We start from the raw sequence: 20,479 nt of genomic DNA, 5'->3' as shown, positions 1-20,479 counted from the left end.
AAGTAAGTACGGGCATCACACCTTGAATGATATGCAAAAAAATGCTAGAAAGCATATAGACCTTATTCATGTTAAATACTAAGGCAAAAAGCTTAAGCCCTTGACGTACAGACTTCCATATGGAAGAAGTCCTCCGATCTGTACTTTTTTGTACGCTACTCATTAGCGATTCCCCCGATATTGAACCAGGCTGTTCATAGCATGTCTGGCCATGATCATTATTTTGCGCTCCCGATCCCTGTCAATTCCAATTAATCGGTTCAAATGCATATGGATCACACTGTATATAATATCCTCTCTTGTATTGGTAGCCCCCCCCTCCCGTTCCTGCTCATGGAGTATATAATTATATTGCTCTACTGCTTCTTTTCTTGCATAAAAAATATTTTCTATGGATTCGCGACTGGATGCAGTCGAAGCTGTCATTTCCTGATCCGATCCCATCCATTGTAAAAAGAACTTCCGTTCCCTGCGAAAGTCTTTCAAATAGTCTTTGAGGTCAAATTGACGATTTAAGAATTGAAACGCACTTTCCTCATAGTAACCAAACTGGTAGAGAAGATTGATCACACTTAAAATAGCTATAACGTCCTTCTGTAAAGAAGTCTGGTTGAATCTAATGAGACGTACCAATTTGGCTGTCACTTCACTGTCACAAGAAAACATTCGTTCTGCCCACATCATGAGCTTCTTTCCACCGTAACGCTCTACTTCTGGCTCATAGGTATCGATTACAACTCTGGATATCATGCCTTCATTTAAAAGCATCTCTGTCCATTGATGAAACACGGGAAGAAACAAGTTTCCCTCCTGAAACTCCGGTAGCTTAAACCGGACACGAATATGTTTATCTGGATCAGCGTATCGGATAAAGTACCCCTGAAGGATGTTACCGTCCTCTTGATGCTTCCGCACAAATTCATCCCAATAACCACCAATAAACTCATCTTGGCGACTGTTCATACCATATAATTTGGCATAGAACCAAGGACCACCAGGAAGATAAGTACAGGTTGCCTCTGAGGAAAGGCGACTTGTATCCTCATGCCTTCTATCTAGTGTGGCAGCAACTTCCTCCTCAAAATGGTTCGTTGCTACAGCCTGTTTACGTATAAATGGAAATACAAATTCAGCCGCCAAGCGTCCACTGTTACGAGAGACTGGCGTTTCACCGACTTCACCTATGTGTTCGATTAAAGTAACTTTTCCTTTGGATTGAAGATCTCTACAAACCTGTTCAACATGCAATGGATGATTCATATCCAACAGGATTCGATTATCTAATTCAATCATATATACATAACGTGGCAGATTCCATTCTTTTTGGAATTTATACACTGAATTTTCCAAATCAATCATATTCTTGGATGGGCTAGTTGCCGCATCCCATGTCATTCTCCATGTAGCCGGATTGAGAATGACATGCTTATATCTTAGACGTGGGGTAAAAGGAGCATGGGTGGCGAATCCCCACTCCATAGATGACCAATGGCGATAACCATCCTCACTGACCTCCAAAAGAAAACGATGTATGTTAGGAGTCAATTCAGCATTGAGCATATGTCCAGCCCTAGCAATGACCTCACGATTGCGACTTATCGACTTCAAATAAAAATGATCATTACGTACCCCAACAGCAAGGTCTGAAACATGTATCTGTTGTTCCTTTGGCAGGGTATGATTGGTTCCTATTGCGATTTCATAGGGGCGAGTCTGCTTCGTTAATACTACGTTTGCCGATCTTCCCGAACTGGGTAAATACGATATTTCGGCTAACAGCTTTTCAGGCTGTAACCGTTGCTCTTCCGATTGAATGCTGGAGAACATATCAGTAAAAGGCTCGTCAAACAAATCCAGAAATCTCCCGAACGTCTTTCCCGCCCCGTCTGACCCCTGATTAGGTGCCAGAAGTAAAGTATACTCGCCACGATCTACAGCCTGCTGATCAGGGGCGACCAACTGAAAAAACAATTCCATAGAAGGTGCTGCCAACCATTTGCCTGATTTCTGCCCTTTTAACATTGCGTCTATCATGGCATCTGTAAGTACCACTTCATGTTTTCCTTCATGGATGCAAGATACGAACCATTGAAATAAAAGCTTCTCCTGATGTGATCTCGACTGGGACGGTGACATGTTTTGAAGCCGTGTTCGGTTACTCAATGGATGTTTGTAGCCTGCCGGAGCACCCATCCCTGTATCCTCATCAAGAAGCTCCAGCAAAGGGACCTCCCGATATGGACCATACTTCTCCAAAAATTCCACACAAAATTCATCCAAAGGTCTATTCTCTCGCGACGAAAGCTTAGTTAGTAATTCGGCAACACATTCAACATCCTTACGGATACATTGGGGAAGAACAACTCCTCGATCCTCCAGGGAAAGGTCGATTTGCAAGCTTGATTTTGCACTGAACATTTTGCCCATCTTTCGTCTTAAATGCTCCAACGAATCTTCCCCTTGGCCTATAGGGAGACGATTATATTTATTAATAGTATCCGCGATGTTATTAAAATTCTCTTTTAACTCATCAATACCCGTTACTAATTTCAAGACGGATCGTATATGGTCCAGCGGTTCGGTAGTAGTGGTAGGAGGAATAAGCTCAGATATCAAAAACTCTTGCTCAAATAGCTGCCATACATAACGGTCAATTGTCTCTATATCAGCTCTTTCAAATGTCTTATGTAGATGGTTGACCAGTTCCTGATAAGGTATGAGGGTCGAACTTGCTTCCATCACACAATCAAATACCTGAGTCGCACGAACGGACACACTCTGATCTTCTCCACCGACTATACTGCCGCATCTTGTCGTGTAGGGGATTTTAGCCCGGTTACCCTGACGATAAATTAATGTATTACGCTGAACCCGCAGCTGGCGGACAACCTCCTTACTGCTTGTGACCATTTCAACGGCTTTCATTAGCCATTCCATGTCCGGTCTTGCACGCTTTCGATACATATCTGGCTCTTGTAAAATGAGCTGAGACTGCTCTCCGAATTTCCCGTAAGTGACTCCAGATAACAATCCGAACGGCGTAGGTCGTGTAGCCATTCTAGTGATATAACGCATAAAGGATTTGATAACTTGTTCCTGTTTGCGCGGATTGTCCTGATCGCTGATATGTACTAAAGATTCAAGCAGAGTAGGGCTGGAGGCAGCTAACGCTTCACGAATAAATGGATTACGAGATAATTCCGTAAGACGATTTATTGCAACTTGTCTGATTCCTTCAGTCTCTCCGACATTGGTTAGAAAGCATTTTCCGAACTCTTCCATAGGTAGCACAGGAGTACGAAGCATAAAAAAATCCAAGGTTTTATAAAGATGCTCTTCCATTCCCATTAAACCTCCGTTCTAAGCCAAACGTTTAAATTGTTTTCTTTTGCCAACGAACAAAGCTAATAGTCGAACAAATCAATATAATCACGATTAGACACATCCAAAATCTGGTAGATCCATCTACTCTTAAAGCAAGCATAATTTGCTGGAAAGGATCTATTAACATCACAAGTGGCTTGTAAAATGGGTAGATAAACATAGATATAAATAAAATAGAAATAAACGAGAATAAAGGTCTGGATATGAACAAACACACTGCACTACTTAGCATGAGCTTTGCCAGGCAAACCAACGTTAATACCAAATAAAACACAAGTGTATATGACATAGCATCTAATGAGGTGGAAGCCTCTGCTGAGCCGTATTTAAAAAAGGTTAAGCTGCGGGGAAAAATAGTCCAACCAGCCAGTATGCCTATGAGCAAGGCTGTACCCGTAAAAACGATCGTCGTGACCGATAATGCGAACAGTTTTCCAAGCCAAAATTGAAAGCGACGGTATGGACGCAGTACATATAAACGATACGCCCCGGAGTGAATATCCCCGCTTAACTGATCCACATACAAAATAGGCAACAATGCCAGGATCAGAAATAGGGAAATTTCACTCATCATAAGCCACGGCAAGTTCAGATTATTAACAGTGGCAATCCCTTCGCCAAAGCGGAATTTCATTGTTCCACTAATTTTAAGACTGACAATATTCGCAATAACCATCAATAGAAAAATTGTATATAATAAAAGAGTAGATCTTCGATTCCATATTCGTTCCATTTCACTTCGCCAAATTCCTAGCATAAGAAAAATCCTCCTAATACAAATAATCATCCTTGGTAAAACGACGATATGCTCCCCATGTAAAAAGGATTAGATATAAAATAACAACGGTGGCAATCGCCCCATTTGCAGACAGGTTTCCGGATAAGGATGTCTTCAATCCTCTATACTGCATATAAGGAATAAATAAAAAGACTATAAGATCATGTATGTAGGGAATATGAGAAAATAGAGATGCTAATTTAAGATATAAGCCATCGAACAGCAAGGAGAACAGATTATAGGTCGTACAAATACCAATTGCATGGGTTACACTCTTGCTACACATGGCAATATAGGAATACAGACAGCCAATAGCCATAAGTGAGACAAAAGCCTTTGCATAATATTGAAATACATACATTATAAGCTCTCCATATTGCCTTGTTTCGCCTTCAGAATAGGGAAATCGCCATACTCCGACACCCCAAAGAGACAGACCCAATATAAGTAAGAGTAATAGAACAGAAACCTGTAAAACCAATAGCTTGCTCCAGAAAATCTGTCCCCGAGTAAAACGCCGCATGAAGATTAGACGCAACTGTCCACCCCGAAATTGCTCCGTATATAGAGTCGCTACTAATGCAGCTACAGCAATATTGCATATTAAAAACAAATTTTCTTGCAGGCCTATAATGACAAAGACTTTGGACAACACTTCTACCGAAGTCTTGAGATACAAAAAATAGCTGGCTGTGGAATAAGCGAGTACAGGGGTACATAAAATCAGAAGCCAGAACCATTTTCTGCTATACAATCTCTCGAACTCACTGTAAATGAGTGTCTTCATAATCCCATTAGCTCCATAAAAGCATCCTCTAGCCGTTGACCTTCCTCAACCAATTGATCTGCGGGTCCCTTCCAAACTAGCGTTCCTTCTTTAATCACAATTAATTCGTCACACATTTGCTGCAACTCATCCAGCAGATGGCTGGAGATAAAAAATGCATAATTTTCTGAATTTCGCAAACGAAGGATAATATCTCTCAACTCCCTCATTCCCATAGGATCGAGACCATTGGAAGGCTCATCGAGCAGCAGTAGCTCCGGGTTACCCAGCATAGATTGGGCAATGCCCAAGCGTTGCTTCATGCCCAAAGAATAAGTTTTCACCCTGTCGTCTCCACGCAAATCCAGGCCTACTCTTTCTAACAATTCCTCTATATGCTTTTCCCGATCGGAAGATTTAATATTCGGATGCAACCGAGACAAATTACGCAGCACCTGTTTACCCGTCATATAATCAAAAAAGACCGGGGACTCAATGATAGCGCCTACTTTGGAGAGCGCCTTTTCCCGATCCGCCTGTACGTCATATGAAGCTATTCTTACAGAGCCACTGGTTGAATGCATTAACCCCGTCATGATCCGCATCATTGTTGTTTTCCCGGCTCCATTCGGTCCAATGAAACCATATATTTTCCCCTTTTCAAGCTCGAAGGAAATGTCACTTAATAAAGCCCGTTTCCCCATTTTTTTGGATACTTTTTCAACTTTCAATAAGACATCCGACATTACACTTTCCCTCCATTACTAAATCCAAATATAAGGATGCCTCTGATATTCACAACCAGGAAACCAAAGGTTTTCTCAAAGAAGAAGAAGGGACTTCAATGTCCCTCCTCCTTTGCTAAATTAAATAGTTATCCAATATAAAGGTTTTGCAAGTTGCAAAACAACTAAAATTTATTAACAAAGTGTTCCTAAATTACTGAAGCAAGGTGAACATGTCTCAACACAAGTTTGGGATGTATTACCGCCACCACAGCCGATAGAGCAATTCCAAATACTCCAAATTTTAGGCTCTACAGAACCTTGAGATTTGTTTACTTGAACGTCCAGATCAAATAAGTTTTCAGCCATTGCATTCCCCCCTTTCATTTAGATATACCATCAGCCTTCAGCGAGGTTCATGTTTACCCCGCCAAAGCCTTCCTTCTCGCAATAGAAGAGAAGGATTTTATATGAACAACACCCCGACCAGATCGTCACCTACTCGAAATATTGCCATATATCACGTAGACAACCGTATGTATGATCTTTGTTGATAACAAACACTTCATCTAACAATGATTTATATCTTCCTTACAAATAAAAGAATATCACATGTTGCAAAATGTAAATCTATTACTTTATATGTAAACATACATAACAAAAAATCATTAATACCAATTTATTTTAATATATGGTTATTCTATTTCCACTCTCTCATTCTCTTTACCATACAAAAAAGGGGACTGATCCCATAACGTGAGACACATCAAGACACCTTCAAGAGAATCAAGCCATGTCGTAAGATATGGAGATAACCTTGGAGGTGTTTTTACGTTGGCAACGAGAGTGAGTTATCCCTTAGAAATAAAGATGAAAGCGATTGAAATGAGATTGGCAAGAGTTCCGGTAAGAGGGGTTATGAAGCAACTGGGAATACGGAATAAGACACAGCTAGAAACATGGATGAGGTGGTATCGAAAAGGCGAAGTGCATCGTCTGGAGCAGCCTGTAGGTAAACAATACAGCTACAGAAAAGGTCCGGAACACTCTTCGGAGCTTGAAAAAGTAAAGGAGAATCGGTTCCTGAAGCAGCAATTGGACCTGCTAAAAAAGTACAAGGAACTGGAAAGGAGGTGGAACCAGAAGTCGCCGTGGCCTGGATCGAATCCATTCGAGACGAAGTGACGGTGTCTGAGGCTTGTACATGGCTCGGGATCGCAAGAGCGACCTACTACCGCTGGAAAGCAACTATGGAGACAAAGCGCACAGATGCTACGGTGGAGAAAATCCGGGAGCTTTGCATCCATCATAAGTTTCGGTATGGTTACCGGAAAATCACCGCACTCCTTCGGGCAGAGCAAAGAATGAATCACAAACGAGTTCAGCGGATGATGCAGCGTGAGGGGCTACAGTGCCGCGTGAGAATGAAGAAACGAAAGGTCACTGGGCAGCCTGCAGCCTGCTTATCCAGCAGAAAATCTGCTGAAGCGGCAATTCCTTGCAGAGGCGCCCCTGCAAAAGCTCGTTACGGACATCACCTATTTACCGTTTGGCGGAAAGATGTTCTACTTCTCTAGCATTCATGCCCGCTTGTAGGATGCATCAACCCTATCATCATGCGCATCAACGTCGTTTTCCCTACTCCATTCGGACCAATAAAACCATATATCTTTCCTTTGTCAAGCTGAAAGGAAGAATCGTGAGTTACTTGACGCTTCCCAATCACTTTAGTGATTTGCTGAACCTCCATAACAACATTAGGCATTCTTTTTCTCCTTCCAAATCTATCATAATTGAGGGGAAGGATGGGACTAAAAAGACCCCTTCCTTCCATTTTTCACTCTAATTCGATTAGGATTCGAGTTCAAATTCCATGGTTACACTGTTCAACACAATGCTCCAATATTAGAAAAACATTTTACACCTGCTGTTTCAGCACAAGTGTTGGCTGTTCCGCCGCACATTCCGGTGCATTGCCACGCCAAACTTGTTACTTGAGGTTCTACTGAACCTTTAGACTTGTTAATTTGTACATCCAAATCAAAAATATTGTTTTCCATTTTTCCCAAACTCCTCTCGATATTCATCTTTAATAATAAATACAATAATTTTGTGTAATCTAGGAAGCTAATTTATATGAAAGATATCTCAACAGATCGTCACCTATTGAAGCATCCCCATATGACATTTTCTTTATATGGTTAGACACTTTATTCAGGCATTATGCCGAAAAAAATCCTGCAAATGACTAATCAAAACTCCTTGTATCGAGTAAAAAGAAATATATATACTAATACATAATTATATATAGTTAAATTATGTATTATTTAAAACCTATTTGGTAACTAATTTTTTATGAATTCAAGATTGGAAGATATACTTCAATATTCAAGATGCATAAAAGGCCTTGATCCAACTTTGATGCGTGTCCTAAAAGTACACGAAAACGACTTTGGGAGTAAGATATAGCGAAGTCCGCTTTACAACCTGGCAACAAGCAAGTCTAGTAAGGGATTATAAATACCTATTGTAGATGGATCCTTTCTTGATGGACGAAATCATTTCATACCGAGTACTCGCTCGGTCGCGGTCTTGAAGCTCAAATGAGCCTTAAATTTCATTCACTTGAACGTCCAGATCAAATAAGTTTTAGAACCACACCCTGACCAGATCGTTATTCAAGTAATTTCCATATATGACAATACGGAAAATCTTATGTATGATCTTAGTTGACATTATAAAAATTTATCTAACAGTGATTATTTCCTTCTTACAAATAAAACAATATCACATGTTTCAAAATGTAAATCTATTACTTTATATGTAAACATACATAACAAAAAATAATTAACACCAATTTATTTTAATGTATGGTTATTCCGTTCCCACGCTCTCATTAGTCTTTACCATATAAAAATAGCCCCTCAGCAGCGCTACCTCAGGGCTATCCCTTTATAAAATATACGTTGCCTATCTTCAGCAACCAGCCTGTCACCTACTCCAGCTCAACCCACTCGCCGAGCAACATGTCCAGCTCGGCTTGCAGCTGCTCACGCGCGTCCCACAGCTCCGCCATGTGCATCGTGTCGCCGCTTGTGCCGAGCATCTCCAGCTCGGCATCTGTCGCCGCCAATGCAGCTTCCTTGGCGGCAATCGCTCGCTCCAAGCGCTCGCTGGACATAGCGGGCGAGCGGGTTAGCTTCGCGGCCTTCGCTCCGCGTGCCCCACCCCGGGCATCGGGTGCCCCCAAGCGACCAGCCGACCCGGAGCGAGCACGGCTCGCATCGGCTCCGCTGGTCGCACCTGCCCGCGCAGCCGTCCCCGCGCCATTGCTCGCTGCGCTAGAATGCGCAGCTGTGCCCGAGCCTGAGCCGCCACCCGATGCGGCTCTACCTGCAGATGCCGAGCGTGCCCCGGCATCTCCGTCGCTCTGTAAACGAGCGTTCTCCAGCTCACGCTTCTTCGCTCGGTACTCATCAAAGCTACCTAGATAAAAGGTCAGCTTTCCAGCCTCCAGCTCCCACACGCGCCCTGCCAGCTTGTTCACAAAGTAGCGGTCATGCGAAATCGCCAGCACCGTTCCCGTGTAGGTGTCCAGCGCTTCTTCCAGCGCCTCGCGTGAGTCAATGTCCAGGTGGTTCGTCGGCTCATCCAGCACCAACAAATTTGGCTTTTTCATGACCAGCAACGCCAGCCGCAAGCGGGACCATTCGCCACCGGACAGCATGCTCACGGGTTTAAACACATCGGCACCGTAAAATAAATACTTCGCTAGCAATCCGCGTGCCTCGCCTTCTTCCACCCCTGCTTCTTCCTTGAAGTAAGCAAGCACAGTCGCCCGGCTATTCCGTTCTCTCTCTTGCTGCGCCAAATATCCGTACTCTACGCGCGTGCCCCATTGGACCGTGCCTGCATCTACGCTTTCCTGACCAAGCAACAGCTTGAGCAGCGTCGTTTTACCTGCGCCGTTATCGCCCAACAAGGCTACCTTTTCACCGAATTCCAGGCTGCCCGTTGCCCCGCTTAATATCTGACGCTCTCCATAAGCTTTAACAATATCTTCAAACTGTAGCACTCGGCGACCGGAACGATCCTCCAGTTTTAAGTGAAATTCTGCCCCCTGCGGGTCCAGTACAGGCCGCTTCACCAGCTCCATACGCTCCAGTGCTTTACGAATGGATGCTGCTTTTTTGAAAAACTTTTCGTTATCACCGTTGCGACCCCACTCTTCAAAACGCCGAATGGCCTCTTTCATCTTTTTGATTCGCTTTTGCTGTTCCTTATAATCTTCAAATTGCAGTAGCAATCGTTCTTCCTTTTCCTTAACGTAGCCGCTGTAGTTCGTATAATACGTAAACGCCTCGCCATCCTCAAGCTCAATCATTTTAACGGCAACCCGATCCAGAAAATAACGATCATGAGATACAACCACACACGCGCCTGTGTAGCCCTGCAAAAATTGCTCCAGCCATTCCAGCCCTTTCAAATCCAGATGGTTGGTCGGCTCATCCAGCAGCAGCAAATCCGGTCGTCCGATGAGCTGTGATGCCAGCGCTATTTTTGTTTTCTCTCCACCAGACAGCGAGCCGAAGCTGCGCGTATACATTCCTTTGGGAATACGCAGACCATCCGCTACCTGATCAATATTTGCATCCATTTCATAGCCGCCGTTGCGCTCAAACCGTTCCTGTAGGGAAGCATACGATTGCAGCAGCTTCTCCAGAAGACCCGTATCCGCTACCACAATCGGATCTGACATTTCCCGTTCCAGTGTGCTCATCTGATTGCGGCAATCCTTCAGCTCACGATAGGCGTAAGCCAGCGTTTCGTACACGGTGAAGCTCTCAAACTCCGCCGGAATTTGCGGTAAATAGCCGATTTTCGCATCCTTGGCGATGACGAGCTGCCCTTCATCCGGGCGGGACAAACGTGCGATCAGGCGTAATAGGGTGGTTTTACCGCTTCCGTTGCGGCCGATGAGTCCCACCTTTTCTCCCATATGGATTTCAAACGATGCACCATCCAAAATCAGATTGGCAGCGTGGTATTTTTTCAATTGTTGACCGTTAACTATATACATGTTCAGGCTCTCCTTTATTTAGGAAGACCCTTACCCGGGTAACACAAAAAGAGCCGCAGGTGCAACCCCGCGACTCTTCGGAAGATACAGCAATCCGTTCGAGTTAAGGTAGGCGTCTTCTCGCGATGTTTACAACCATATGATTAAAATTGGACAGACTTCTCCCGTTGTATGGAAAAGCATGAACAATGCCAGCCATAGCAATCGGCAGCTGGCTAATACGGTTGTTCAGCATCTCGTGATTCACCTACCTCACCTCCTTCTTCATAATTGTGTGTAGTATATCATGTTTGCTCGTATTATAAAAGAGGGCGATGGTTCAGCGAACTATGAAACAGAGTGGTGCCCTCTGACAGCCTGCGATGTCCCGACTCTGGTAATCGAAAATACGCCGCAGACAAAAGCAACAATCACAAATGCCCCACCCACCCAAGCGTTCGTGGCAACAGATTCACTATTCTCAATTACTACGCCTCCCAGGGCAGAACCCAGAGCGATCCCGACCTGGAGTGCGGAGAAATTAAAGCTTTGCTGAATACTACCCGATTCGGGCGCATTTTCAATAAGATAGCTTTGCATCGGGGGCGACAAGGCCCAACTCAGTATGCCCCAGATGATCAATAATGGCGCAAATACATAAACCGAGTGGATTGAGAGTGGCAGCAGGAACATCACGGCGATAAACACGCCTACGACGACTAGAATACTTTTCGCTGTCCCGAACCTATCTGCCAAAGAACCGCCAATAAAACCACCGCTCACTGCCGCCAGCCCAAAGACAAAATAGGCCACACTAACCCACGAAGCATTTAAACCCATCATATTTTCTAAAAACGGAGTGAAATACGCATATAGCGTGTAGTGGCCCGCCAGTGTCAGCGTGGTCACCAGATGAGCACTGATGACTTTAACATTTTTTAAGGATTTCAATTGATCACGCATAGGCACAACATGTTCCGTCGGAATCCGTTCCATAAACAAGTTGATAACGATCATAACAACGACCGTCAACAAGGCAATAATCAGGAAAAGCACCCGCCAGCCAAACGCATTTCCAATCAGCACCCCGGCTGGAATACCAAGCACGATGGAGGAGCTAACCCCCATGGAGATGACACCGAGGACACGGGCCTGATAAGCCTTGGACACCACTTTGACTGCAATGGTCAGTGACAATGTCACGATCAGCGACCCGCTTGCAGCGGTAATGATACGGGATACAAACAAGACTGCATAATTCGGACTCCAGAAGGCCAGCAGACTTCCCAGAATAAAGATAAACATCGACCACAGGTACAGTCGTTTTCGTTCGATTTTGGCGGTCAACGCCAACAAAGTTGGCCCAGCAATAGCGTACACGAGCGCATAGATCATGATAAGCTGTCCTGCCGTACTTACGGAGACATTCAAATCCTGTGCAATTTGGGGCAGCACGCCACCGATAATCAGCTCCACCAACCCCACCGTAAAGGTCGCAATCGTTAAAATAACTACTTTGAAGTTCATTACATTAGCTCCTTTGCTGTCATGTAAATTCCCTCGTATTACGCAAAAAAATCCTGACCACAAGAAATGTACAAGACGTACACTTTTTGTAATCAGGATTTATCGGTTCCTGGTAGAGACCCTCAAACCATATTATTGAGGTTATACAAATGGGGCATTCATTTATTACGCATTCACGAAGGTTATAGCTATTACTATAAAGGAGCCTGTGGCTAAGTTCAACCCCCTACAGCCGCAAAAATTCACTCATGGCACGATCCGACAGATAAGGTAGATACTCATGACCGTATTCGTGATACAGGAGTATTTCCTTGCCTGATACGATTTTATTGTACACCGCAAACTGCGTGGAGGGTGGACAAATGATATCCGACAGCCCTGTCACAAACAACACACGACTACGAATACGGTCTGCCAAATGTTGAATATCGATGTAGCCTAGTCGGTGAAATAGTTCCTCCTCGCGCAGATGGTTCGGATCAAACCAACGAAAATAATAAACCAGTTCTTCATATGCAGATGTAGTAGCATCCAGCGCCCAAGCTCTTTTATAGTCCGACAGGAACGGATATACCGGGACCGCCACACGGACACGCGGCTCCAATGCAGCGCAGGCAACCGTTAAGGCCCCTCCCTGAGAGCAGCCAAATGCACCGATCCGTTCAGGGTCGACCTGCTCCATAGACATTAGAATGCGCACCGCCTGTACCGTATCCAAAAATACATTGCGGTAATACAACCGATCCGGGTCCGGGTCGTCAATCCCTCGAATGATATGGCCGCGCACCGTCGTTCCTTGAACCTGCAAATTGTCCTCGGACAGCCCTCCTTGCCCCCGGCAATCCATAGCCAGCACGGTGAATCCGTGTGCCGCGTAGCTTACCTTGTCGAACCAATCACCACTGTCGCAGGAATATCCATGAAACATGGCCAAAGCTGGACCTTGTTCCGTAAGATGCTTGGGACGAGCCAGCTTCCCATGAACCCTTGCTCCGCCCACTCCGGTAAAATATAGATGGTAACACTCCACCAGCGGAGAGACAAAATCAGCAGGCTCCAGTGTATATTCCAGTGGCTGCTGCTCCAGCTCCAGTAGCGCCCGTTCCCAGTATGTGTCAAAATCAGGGGGCTTTGGGCTGCTCCCCATGTACGACTGCAATTGCTGTAAAGACATATCCTCCGGCATTCACGTTCCCTCCTACATGCTACATCCGGCCCGACTCACGGTCGTCTCCGACCACTTCATCCGTTGCGATGACATACTTCATAATGTCGGATACTGTCGTGTATGCGATACCTACATACGTATCAGCGGCTCCATAATAAATTGCGATTCTTCCAGTGTCCGCATCATGCAGCGTAGCACACGGGAACACCACATTCGGCACAAAGCCCCGCTCCTCGTACCATTCCTCCGGGGTCAGCACGAAGTTGGAGGAACGATATTTAACCTTAGATGGATCATCCAGATCAAGAACGGCTACCCCCATGCTGTATACCAGCCCATTGCACGTGCCTGTCACCCCGTGGTAGAACATCAGCCAGCCCTCGGTCGTCTCAATCGGTGCCGGTCCGCCGCCAATTTTTACCGATTGCCACCAGCCCTGTCCGCCCTTACTCATGACATGACGGTGCTTGCCCCAATAGACCAAGTCAGGACTTTCACTCAGAAAAATGTCGCCAAACGGTGTATGTCCACTGTCACTCGGACGGGATAGCAACATAAAGTTTCCGTTTAGCTTGCGGGGCAACAGCACACCATTACGATTAAACGGCAAGAATGGATTTTCCAATCGTACAAAACTTTTAAAATCCTTTGTTTGGGCTATCCCCAACGCTGCACCGTAAAAATCTGTACACCAGATGATATAATACGTATCCTCCACGCGGACCAGACGCGGATCGTAAGCATAATTAGGTTGGTAATCGTTCCCTTCCTCATCAACCAAATGCAACCGTTCTGTCTCAATGTCCCAAGCCAACCCGTCGTCACTCCAGCCTAGATGCAAATGCGGACGTCCGTTAATTGTTTCAGCCCGGAATACCCCTACAAACCGTCCCTCATACGGAGCTACTGCACTGTTGAAAATACGGGCAATGCCCGGCACCGGATTCCGCCCAATGACCGGATTCTCAGTATGTCTCCATACCGGAGCCTCACTGCCCTCTGGCTTATCCTGCCACGGCATTTCCGGCAGACTGTCTCCCAAGATTCGCACGCTATTTACTCCCAAATCCACATTCAATTTATTCATACGTATATTCTCCTCTCACCGAGATACTTGATCTCATCTTTTTTTATTTCGTCGTTATTCTATTTCACCGAACCCTGAGCGAATCCGTTATAGATATATTTTTGTAAGGATAAAAAGGCAATCAACGTCGGAATAATGGCAATGATAATGCCCGCGCTAATGACTTCCCATTGTGATCCATAGGGGCCTTTAAACTTGAACAGCGCCGTCGATATGACCTGAAGGCTTGTTTTGGGCATATACAGGAACGGGGTGTAAAAGTCGTTGTAAATATTAACGCCCTTGATAATGATCACCGTCACAATGGCAGGCTTCAGCAGGGGCAAGATAATCCGCCAGTAGATCGTCAGATAGGAGGCCCCATCTAGCATGGCCGATTCATCCAGCGCCACCGCAATGGAATCCAGAAATTGCAGAAAAATATACACCGCAATAATATCCGTTCCCAAATACAGCAAGATCGCCGCCCAAGGCGTGTTAAACAGCTCCAGCTTGTTGATAATTTGAAATGTTGATACCTGTGTCGTTACCCCCGGAATGAGGGTCGCGAGCAGGAACGCACCTAGCATAAGACTTTTGCCCTTAAATTTAAAACGGTTCAAAATATACGCGATCATGGAACCCGTTAACGTGGCTCCGATGATCGAAATCAACAGGATAAAAGCTGTGTTCACAAATCCGGTCAGCATATTTCCGTTAATAAAGGCTTTGGTATAGTTAGCCCAATTCAGCCAGTTCACGGGGGGAGTCAGAGGACTGGTTGCCGCATATTCAGTCTTCGTCTTCAAAGATGCAAACAAAATTACGACAATCGGTAGCAGTGCAATGAACGCACCTAGTAGTAGCGCCGCATACTTGATGCTGCTAGCCAGTATTCTTTTCAGCTTATACATGATTAGTCCTCCTCTCCCCGAATTAGCAACCGTTGAAGCAGCGTAACAGCGATTACGATCAGCAGCAGAATAACCGCCATCGCCGAGGCCAAACCGACCTTGCTGTATTTGAATGCCACATCAAGCGTTTGAATGACGAATGTTTCGCTACCATTGGAGCCACCGGTCATAATATACGGAATATCGAATGCACTGACCGCACCGCTAATGGCCAAGATGAGGTTCAACTGCAAAATCCGCTTGATGCTCGGCAAAATAATTGAGCGGAACTGATGCCAGCGGTTGGCCCCATCGATATCGGCTGCTTCATACAGATCACTGGATATGGAAGAAATCGCACCTAGAAATACAATAAAGTTAAAGCCCATGTATCTCCAGATCGACGTGCCCGCCAGTGAAATATTGATAATCTCCGGGTTGCCCAGCCACAGCTTGACATACGAACCCAGCCCTACTGCCTGAAGCAGTGTATCGAGCGTGCCATCTGGCTTAAAAAAGAATAGAAAAATAAAACCAATGGCCACCCCGTTCATCAGAGAAGGAAAAAACAAAACGCCTTTAAAGAAATTTTTAAACCATGTCTGAAAGCTGAGAATGCTTGCAAAATAAAGGGCTAGACCCATCTGTACAAACGTGGCTACAAAGTAATACAGACTGACCTTAAACACCGAGAAATACTCGGGATCGGTAAAGATTTTGATATAGTTTTCAAAACCCACATATTCCAGACGCTTACTATAGCCGTTCCAGTCCGAAAAGCTGTACTTAAACATATTGATCACTGGCAAGTACGCAAAAGTGATCAGCAGCGCTAGCGGAATAAATGAAAAGGCAACAATAATCGCCAATCTTTGTTTGGAGTAGCTGAGATTCGAAAATTTTAACATGCTGCACCTCCTGGCTATCCGTCCATCGACTGCTACGTCGATCCTTTCTTTTCGTCAGTTCAGATGGCTATTTTGCTTCCTTAGCAGCCACTTCAGCACGCGCCTTCACCCATGCATCGTTCAGATCCTTCATAATGGCGTCATACGATTCCGGGCGGTTACCCACCGCTGCCTCAATAATGCGTTTCTTGAAATCAGGCTGCCATAGACCAATTTCTCCCATTTTATCTATTTTATCAACAATTCCTTCCTGTCCTTTTGGAGATGGAGTAAGTGTTTCAAAAACGACCCCCTGATCTTCGTATTGCTTCAAAATGCTAGGCATTGGAGCACCCTTCAGCGGACTAATACTGCCTGCCTGCTCTACAGCATAGTTGGACTTTTCGGTAAACCAGTCCATCCAGGCACGGGCCGCCACTTTATTTTCACTGTTTACGTTAATACCGAGATTAAAATCACCAGCTAGCGGTACAAGTACCTTGGAGGCATTCGTCGGGAATGGCATAAAACCGATATCATCCTTGTTAGGAGCTGTGCTTTTGATCTGGTCAATTGCCCAAGAGCCAAGCACCATCGTACCGATTTTGCCTTGAGCAAGATCTGCCTTGGAGGTCTCCCAATCCGTAGTCGTTGGATCTTTTTCAATCAGGCCTTTTTTAGCTGCATCGTATAGGACCTTATACAGTTCATAGTGAGGCTGGCCCTTTGTGAAATTGTCATCTGTATTCGGTTGTGTGACATTCACGTATTCCTTTGTACCCGCCAATGTTGCCAGACTAGACTCCCACTGGGTCAGTGCCCAACCAGAGGCATAGTTCGTAAACAGCGGCACTGCCTTGGTTTTGTCCTTAATCTGCTGTAACGCTGTCAGGAATTGGTCCGGTGTTTTGGGAAGCTGCGTGATTCCTGCGTCCTTGAACACCTTTTTGTTATAAATCACACCAGAGTAAACCATCGCAATCGGAATACCGTAGCTGTTATGATCCACCGTACGTTCTTCAATGCCGGTATACTTGTTTTTCATCTCCTCATAAGTACCCAGTGGTTCGAAAAAATTGGGCAGCTCTTCAACTGGAATACTGCCAGGGATCAGCAAAACATCCCCGTAATCCCTGGTCCCCATCCGAATTTTAATTTGACCATCATAATCGGCCAATGCCTGGAAATTGACCTTCACGTTCGGATAAAGCTTGTTAAATTCCTTAGCGTAGTCCTGAAATACCGTATCCACAATATCTGTCCGCTGTGTGATAACCGTAATTTCACCTTCCACGGCCTTTGGATCAGAGCTGGCAGCTGGCTCATCCTTCTTTGAGGTACAGCCAGTAAACAGCCCAGCTAACAAAACCACAGATAGTAATGACATCAAAACCTTGGACAACTTCATGAGACGACTCCTCCTGTTGTTTTTTAATAAGGTTATCGTTAAAGTAACAAAATCATTTTATTATGTTAGCGCTTACTATGTCAATTGCAATATTCTTTTTTTGTGAAGTGGAATCGGTCACACCTTATGAAAAAACACCAATTTAGCATGGTTGACAGTTTACAAACAGCTAGATATGATAATTCTGTAAAGTTAACGATAACCTAATATTTTTCCCGAAGGAGGCTTTGTCTCTTGGCAACACTACTGGACGAAATTAGACAGGAATGGAAGGAACACATACTCCCATTCTGGCTTGGACTGAAGGATGAGACACACGGTGGGTTTTACGGCGAGGTGGATGTGGATCTGCACACTCATAACCAAGCCGACAAAGGCGGGATTGCCACTGCACGGTTACTCTGGTCCTTCTCGGCGGCTGCTCGTGTAACAGGGGAAGATACCTATGCAGAAGCCGCACGAGATGCATTCACATTCCTGCGAGATCACCTGCTTGATCCATTACATGGAGGAATGTATTGGATGGTGGACTACACCGGGCAACCCGTGGACACGTGCAAGCATGTATACGCGCAGGCATTCGCGATCTATGCGCTAGCAGAGTATGCACGTGCTACAGACGACCCGAATGCATTGCCACTAGCTATGGAGCTGTTCCACCTGCTGGAGCAAAAAGGATATGATCCCGCCCGGCAGGCATACGGCGAACAGTATGACCGCTTGTGGAACACGCAGCCTAATGAGCTGCTCAGCGAAAATGGAGTTACCGCGCATATCACCATGAATACGCATATTCATGTTTTGGAAGCGTATACCCAATTGCTGCGCGTCTGGCCAAATGAAGAGGTTCGAGATGCACTGACGAACGTACTGGATATTTTATATCGTCGTGTTTACGATGCTTCTGCCCGACGATTGGGGGTATTCTTCGATCGTGAATGGCGCTCTCTGCTTGACCTGACCTCATATGGTCACGACATCGAAGCCAGCTGGTTGATTGAGGACGCTATGAATGTGCTGGGTTATTACCCGTCAGAATACGTGGATATGGTGATGGATATTGCCAATGCGGTAGCAGAGCGCGCTGTTCAGCCAGACGGATCGCTCATCAACGAGCGGGAAGGAGAGCGGGTAGACACCTCACGTATTTGGTGGGTACAGGCCGAGGGGATGGTTGGTTTTTACAATGCGTTTCAACGTACAAATGACGAACGATTTCTGCAAATTGTGCGTAATCTGTGGGCCTATACTCGGCAATATATCATAGATCCGCGCCCCGGAGGCGAATGGTTCTGGTCAGTTCAAGCGGATGGTAAGCCTGATGCGAGAGAGATTGCAGGCCCTTGGAAGTGCCCTTATCACAACAGCCGATTTTGCATAGAAATGCTAGAAAGGATGGAAAACCAATGATTCATAGCAAATACGATGAGCTGCTATTGCAGCAAGAGGAACTGATTACACGCCCTAATGAGGTTAAAACTACCTTTTACAATGGTATCTACGAGCGCTACCTCTATCCAGTGCTCACACGCCATCATGTTCCACTTCACTGGCGGTTCGATCTGGATGCGCAAACTAATCCCTTTTTCATGGAGCGGCTGGGTGTAAATGCGGCATTGAATCCAGGGGCGATCTATCATGAAGGAAAATACATTCTTGTTTCGCGTACCGAAGGACTGGATCGAAAATCATTTTTCGCTTTGGCAGAAAGCGATAACGGCATTGATCAATTTCGATTCATTGACGCCCCCCTAGTATGGGAGGATATCGACCCAGAAGAGACAAATATGTACGATATGCGGCTGGTGAAGCATGAGGACGGCTGGATTTACGGTATTTATTGCTCTGAAAAAAAGGATCCTGACGTGCCACCTCACGATACCTCCAGTGCTGTCGCTCAGGCCGGACTGGTCCGTACTCGTGATCTTCGTACATGGACCCGGCTTCCCAACATTACTACCCAGTCCCCACAGCAGCGCAACGTTGTTCTGCACCCTGAATTTGTGGACGGTCAATACGCCTTCTATACTCGTCCTCAGGACGGGTTTATTTCCACCGGCTCGGGCGGTGGCATCGCCTTCGGCCTGTGCAAAGATATTACACAGCCCGTAATTGAACACGAAAACGTCATTGATGAGCGCTGCTATCATACGGTGTACGAAGCCAAGAACGGGCAGGGTCCCGCCCCGATTAAGACCAGCCGCGGCTGGATTCATATCGCTCACGGGGTACGCAATACGGCCGCCGGGCTGCGGTATGTGCTGTATACCTTTGCCACCAGTCTGGAAGACCCTACGCGCGTCATTGCTAAGCCCGGCGGGCACTTTCTAGCTCCTTATGATGAGGAACGCGTGGGCGACGTTTCGAATGTTATTTTTTGCAACGGTGCAGTCGTTAATGAACAAGATGAAGTTTTTATCTACTACGCTTCCAGTGACACCCGTATCCACGTAGCGACAACCACCATCGCTCGACTGGAGGACTACACCTTCAATACACCATCCGACCCGCTGCGCTCTCTCAGCAGCGCCGCTGTTCGCCGTGATCTGATTCATCACAATGAAGCGCTATTGAAAGCGCACTCCCGTCCTTCTCAGCAGACATAAGCCGCAGGCTTTATCCTGCTTGCGGAACCATGTATACTATCCATAGAACAACTGTTACCCGCAGGCTAATTGTTGTTCTATGGGCAGCTACGCTGCCAGTCTTTGTATCTTTACAGGCAGCTAAGCTACTAATATATTCCCCCAGCATTTTGCATCCATTCTTTGGATTTAGGCAAGATGCTTATCTTTTTAAAATTGGAAGGCGGAACAGG

19 protein-coding genes and 1 riboswitch are annotated in these 20,479 nt (G+C 45.6%); of the genes, 4 read left to right on the top strand and 15 right to left on the bottom strand.

All coding sequences use genetic code 11. The annotated features are described in order from the left end of the window. Positions 1-162: 162 nt before the first annotated feature. The 5 genes from ACEN8J_RS23810 to ACEN8J_RS23790 all read right to left on the bottom strand — a co-directional run bounded on the left by ACEN8J_RS23810 (position 163) and on the right by ACEN8J_RS23790 (position 6,022). Complete coding sequence (locus ACEN8J_RS23810; RefSeq protein ID WP_495594047.1) at positions 163-3,342, bottom strand: lantibiotic dehydratase; 3,180 nt, start codon at positions 3,340-3,342, stop codon at positions 163-165. Between the two features lie 31 nt (positions 3,343-3,373). Beyond that, positions 3,374-4,141, bottom strand: coding sequence for an ABC transporter permease (locus tag ACEN8J_RS23805; RefSeq protein WP_165145868.1), 768 nt, complete (start codon positions 4,139-4,141; stop codon positions 3,374-3,376). A 13-nt stretch (positions 4,142-4,154) separates the two neighbouring features. Next, entirely contained in the window at positions 4,155-4,949 is a 795-nt protein-coding gene (locus ACEN8J_RS23800; protein WP_029518679.1) for a DUF2705 family protein, read from the bottom strand. After that, positions 4,946-5,674 carry an ABC transporter ATP-binding protein gene (locus ACEN8J_RS23795; RefSeq protein ID WP_029518680.1) on the bottom strand — a complete coding sequence of 243 codons (729 nt, stop codon included), beginning with the start codon at positions 5,672-5,674 and terminating at the stop codon, positions 4,946-4,948. Before ACEN8J_RS23795 ends, ACEN8J_RS23800 begins: the two co-directional genes overlap by 4 nt. Positions 5,675-5,848: 174 nt before the next feature. Then, positions 5,849-6,022, bottom strand: a complete 174-nt coding sequence (locus ACEN8J_RS23790) for a gallidermin family lantibiotic (protein ID WP_194362209.1) — start codon at positions 6,020-6,022, stop codon at positions 5,849-5,851. Positions 6,023-6,487: 465 nt separating this feature from the next. Here ACEN8J_RS23790 and ACEN8J_RS23785 point away from each other — a divergent pair, with 465 nt between their 5' ends. Both ACEN8J_RS23785 and ACEN8J_RS23780 read left to right on the top strand, forming a co-directional pair. Then, positions 6,488-6,838 (top strand): hypothetical protein, encoded by a 351-nt coding sequence (locus tag ACEN8J_RS23785; RefSeq protein WP_165145865.1) that lies wholly within the window; start codon positions 6,488-6,490, stop codon positions 6,836-6,838. After that, positions 6,787-7,230 carry an IS3 family transposase gene (locus ACEN8J_RS23780; protein WP_165145846.1) on the top strand — a complete coding sequence of 148 codons (444 nt, stop codon included), beginning with the start codon at positions 6,787-6,789 and terminating at the stop codon, positions 7,228-7,230. The genes ACEN8J_RS23785 and ACEN8J_RS23780 overlap by 52 nt, the downstream gene beginning before the upstream one ends. Here the strand turns inward: ACEN8J_RS23780 and ACEN8J_RS23775 are convergent. The 10 genes from ACEN8J_RS23775 to ACEN8J_RS23730 all read right to left on the bottom strand — a co-directional run bounded on the left by ACEN8J_RS23775 (position 7,227) and on the right by ACEN8J_RS23730 (position 17,661). Beyond that, complete coding sequence (locus ACEN8J_RS23775) at positions 7,227-7,418, bottom strand: ATP-binding cassette domain-containing protein (protein WP_165145843.1); 192 nt, start codon at positions 7,416-7,418, stop codon at positions 7,227-7,229. The two genes, ACEN8J_RS23780 and ACEN8J_RS23775, sit on opposite strands and share 4 nt — an antisense overlap. Positions 7,419-7,539: 121 nt before the next feature. Beyond that, positions 7,540-7,713 (bottom strand): gallidermin family lantibiotic, encoded by a 174-nt coding sequence (locus ACEN8J_RS23770; protein ID WP_155271705.1) that lies wholly within the window; start codon positions 7,711-7,713, stop codon positions 7,540-7,542. Between the two features lie 935 nt (positions 7,714-8,648). Next, on the bottom strand, positions 8,649-10,733 hold the full coding sequence (gene abc-f, locus ACEN8J_RS23765) for a ribosomal protection-like ABC-F family protein (protein WP_495594045.1): 2,085 nt from the start codon (positions 10,731-10,733) through the stop codon (positions 8,649-8,651). Between the two features lie 103 nt (positions 10,734-10,836). Next, positions 10,837-10,980 carry an RAxF-45 family protein gene (locus ACEN8J_RS23760; RefSeq protein ID WP_165145821.1) on the bottom strand — a complete coding sequence of 48 codons (144 nt, stop codon included), beginning with the start codon at positions 10,978-10,980 and terminating at the stop codon, positions 10,837-10,839. An 80-nt stretch (positions 10,981-11,060) separates the two neighbouring features. Continuing rightward, entirely contained in the window at positions 11,061-12,239 is a 1,179-nt protein-coding gene (locus ACEN8J_RS23755; protein ID WP_495594043.1) for an MFS transporter, read from the bottom strand. Positions 12,240-12,308: 69 nt separating this feature from the next. After that, positions 12,309-12,408, bottom strand: a riboswitch (purine riboswitch). Between the two features lie 57 nt (positions 12,409-12,465). Beyond that, positions 12,466-13,425, bottom strand: a complete 960-nt coding sequence (locus ACEN8J_RS23750; RefSeq protein WP_341040260.1) for an acetylxylan esterase — start codon at positions 13,423-13,425, stop codon at positions 12,466-12,468. 19 nt (positions 13,426-13,444) lie between these two features. Next, entirely contained in the window at positions 13,445-14,494 is a 1,050-nt protein-coding gene (locus ACEN8J_RS23745) for a glycoside hydrolase family 130 protein (RefSeq protein ID WP_495594041.1), read from the bottom strand. A gap of 59 nt (positions 14,495-14,553) precedes the next feature. After that, entirely contained in the window at positions 14,554-15,387 is an 834-nt protein-coding gene (locus ACEN8J_RS23740) for a carbohydrate ABC transporter permease (RefSeq protein ID WP_023990883.1), read from the bottom strand. Positions 15,388-15,389: 2 nt separating this feature from the next. Beyond that, a complete protein-coding gene (locus ACEN8J_RS23735) occupies positions 15,390-16,274 on the bottom strand; it encodes a carbohydrate ABC transporter permease (protein WP_029518688.1) in 885 nt (294 codons plus the stop codon). A gap of 67 nt (positions 16,275-16,341) precedes the next feature. Next, complete coding sequence (locus tag ACEN8J_RS23730) at positions 16,342-17,661, bottom strand: ABC transporter substrate-binding protein (protein WP_495594040.1); 1,320 nt, start codon at positions 17,659-17,661, stop codon at positions 16,342-16,344. Between the two features lie 234 nt (positions 17,662-17,895). Here ACEN8J_RS23730 and ACEN8J_RS23725 point away from each other — a divergent pair, with 234 nt between their 5' ends. Continuing rightward, a complete protein-coding gene (locus ACEN8J_RS23725; RefSeq protein WP_029518690.1) occupies positions 17,896-19,071 on the top strand; it encodes an AGE family epimerase/isomerase in 1,176 nt (391 codons plus the stop codon). Then, the gene (locus tag ACEN8J_RS23720; protein WP_029518691.1) at positions 19,068-20,267 is read left to right on the top strand and encodes a glycoside hydrolase family 130 protein; all 1,200 of its coding nucleotides are present in this window, start codon (positions 19,068-19,070) and stop codon (positions 20,265-20,267) included. Before ACEN8J_RS23725 ends, ACEN8J_RS23720 begins: the two co-directional genes overlap by 4 nt. Positions 20,268-20,479 lie beyond the last annotated feature (212 nt).

It is taken from the genome of Paenibacillus sp. Paensp38, from assembly GCF_059491915.1.
The sequence above is the reverse complement of the archived record's forward strand: the minus strand, read 5'-3'. Positions and strand labels throughout refer to the sequence as shown.

Coding starts and splice junctions, on each gene's coding strand:
- ACEN8J_RS23810 (WP_495594047.1), bottom strand. CDS start 3,342: ATGGAAGAGCATCTTTATAAAACCTTGGATTTTTTTATGCTTCGTACT.
- ACEN8J_RS23805 (WP_165145868.1), bottom strand. CDS start 4,141: ATGCTAGGAATTTGGCGAAGTGAAATGGAACGAATATGGAATCGAAGA.
- ACEN8J_RS23800 (WP_029518679.1), bottom strand. CDS start 4,949: ATGAAGACACTCATTTACAGTGAGTTCGAGAGATTGTATAGCAGAAAA.
- ACEN8J_RS23795 (WP_029518680.1), bottom strand. CDS start 5,674: ATGTCGGATGTCTTATTGAAAGTTGAAAAAGTATCCAAAAAAATGGGG.
- ACEN8J_RS23790 (WP_194362209.1), bottom strand. CDS start 6,022: ATGGCTGAAAACTTATTTGATCTGGACGTTCAAGTAAACAAATCTCAA.
- ACEN8J_RS23775 (WP_165145843.1), bottom strand. CDS start 7,418: ATGCCTAATGTTGTTATGGAGGTTCAGCAAATCACTAAAGTGATTGGG.
- ACEN8J_RS23770 (WP_155271705.1), bottom strand. CDS start 7,713: ATGGAAAACAATATTTTTGATTTGGATGTACAAATTAACAAGTCTAAA.
- abc-f (WP_495594045.1), bottom strand. CDS start 10,733: ATGTATATAGTTAACGGTCAACAATTGAAAAAATACCACGCTGCCAAT.
- ACEN8J_RS23755 (WP_495594043.1), bottom strand. CDS start 12,239: ATGAACTTCAAAGTAGTTATTTTAACGATTGCGACCTTTACGGTGGGG.
- ACEN8J_RS23750 (WP_341040260.1), bottom strand. CDS start 13,425: ATGCCGGAGGATATGTCTTTACAGCAATTGCAGTCGTACATGGGGAGC.
- ACEN8J_RS23745 (WP_495594041.1), bottom strand. CDS start 14,494: ATGAATAAATTGAATGTGGATTTGGGAGTAAATAGCGTGCGAATCTTG.
- ACEN8J_RS23740 (WP_023990883.1), bottom strand. CDS start 15,387: ATGTATAAGCTGAAAAGAATACTGGCTAGCAGCATCAAGTATGCGGCG.
- ACEN8J_RS23735 (WP_029518688.1), bottom strand. CDS start 16,274: ATGTTAAAATTTTCGAATCTCAGCTACTCCAAACAAAGATTGGCGATT.
- ACEN8J_RS23730 (WP_495594040.1), bottom strand. CDS start 17,661: ATGAAGTTGTCCAAGGTTTTGATGTCATTACTATCTGTGGTTTTGTTA.
- ACEN8J_RS23720 (WP_029518691.1), top strand. CDS start 19,068: ATGATTCATAGCAAATACGATGAGCTGCTATTGCAGCAAGAGGAACTG.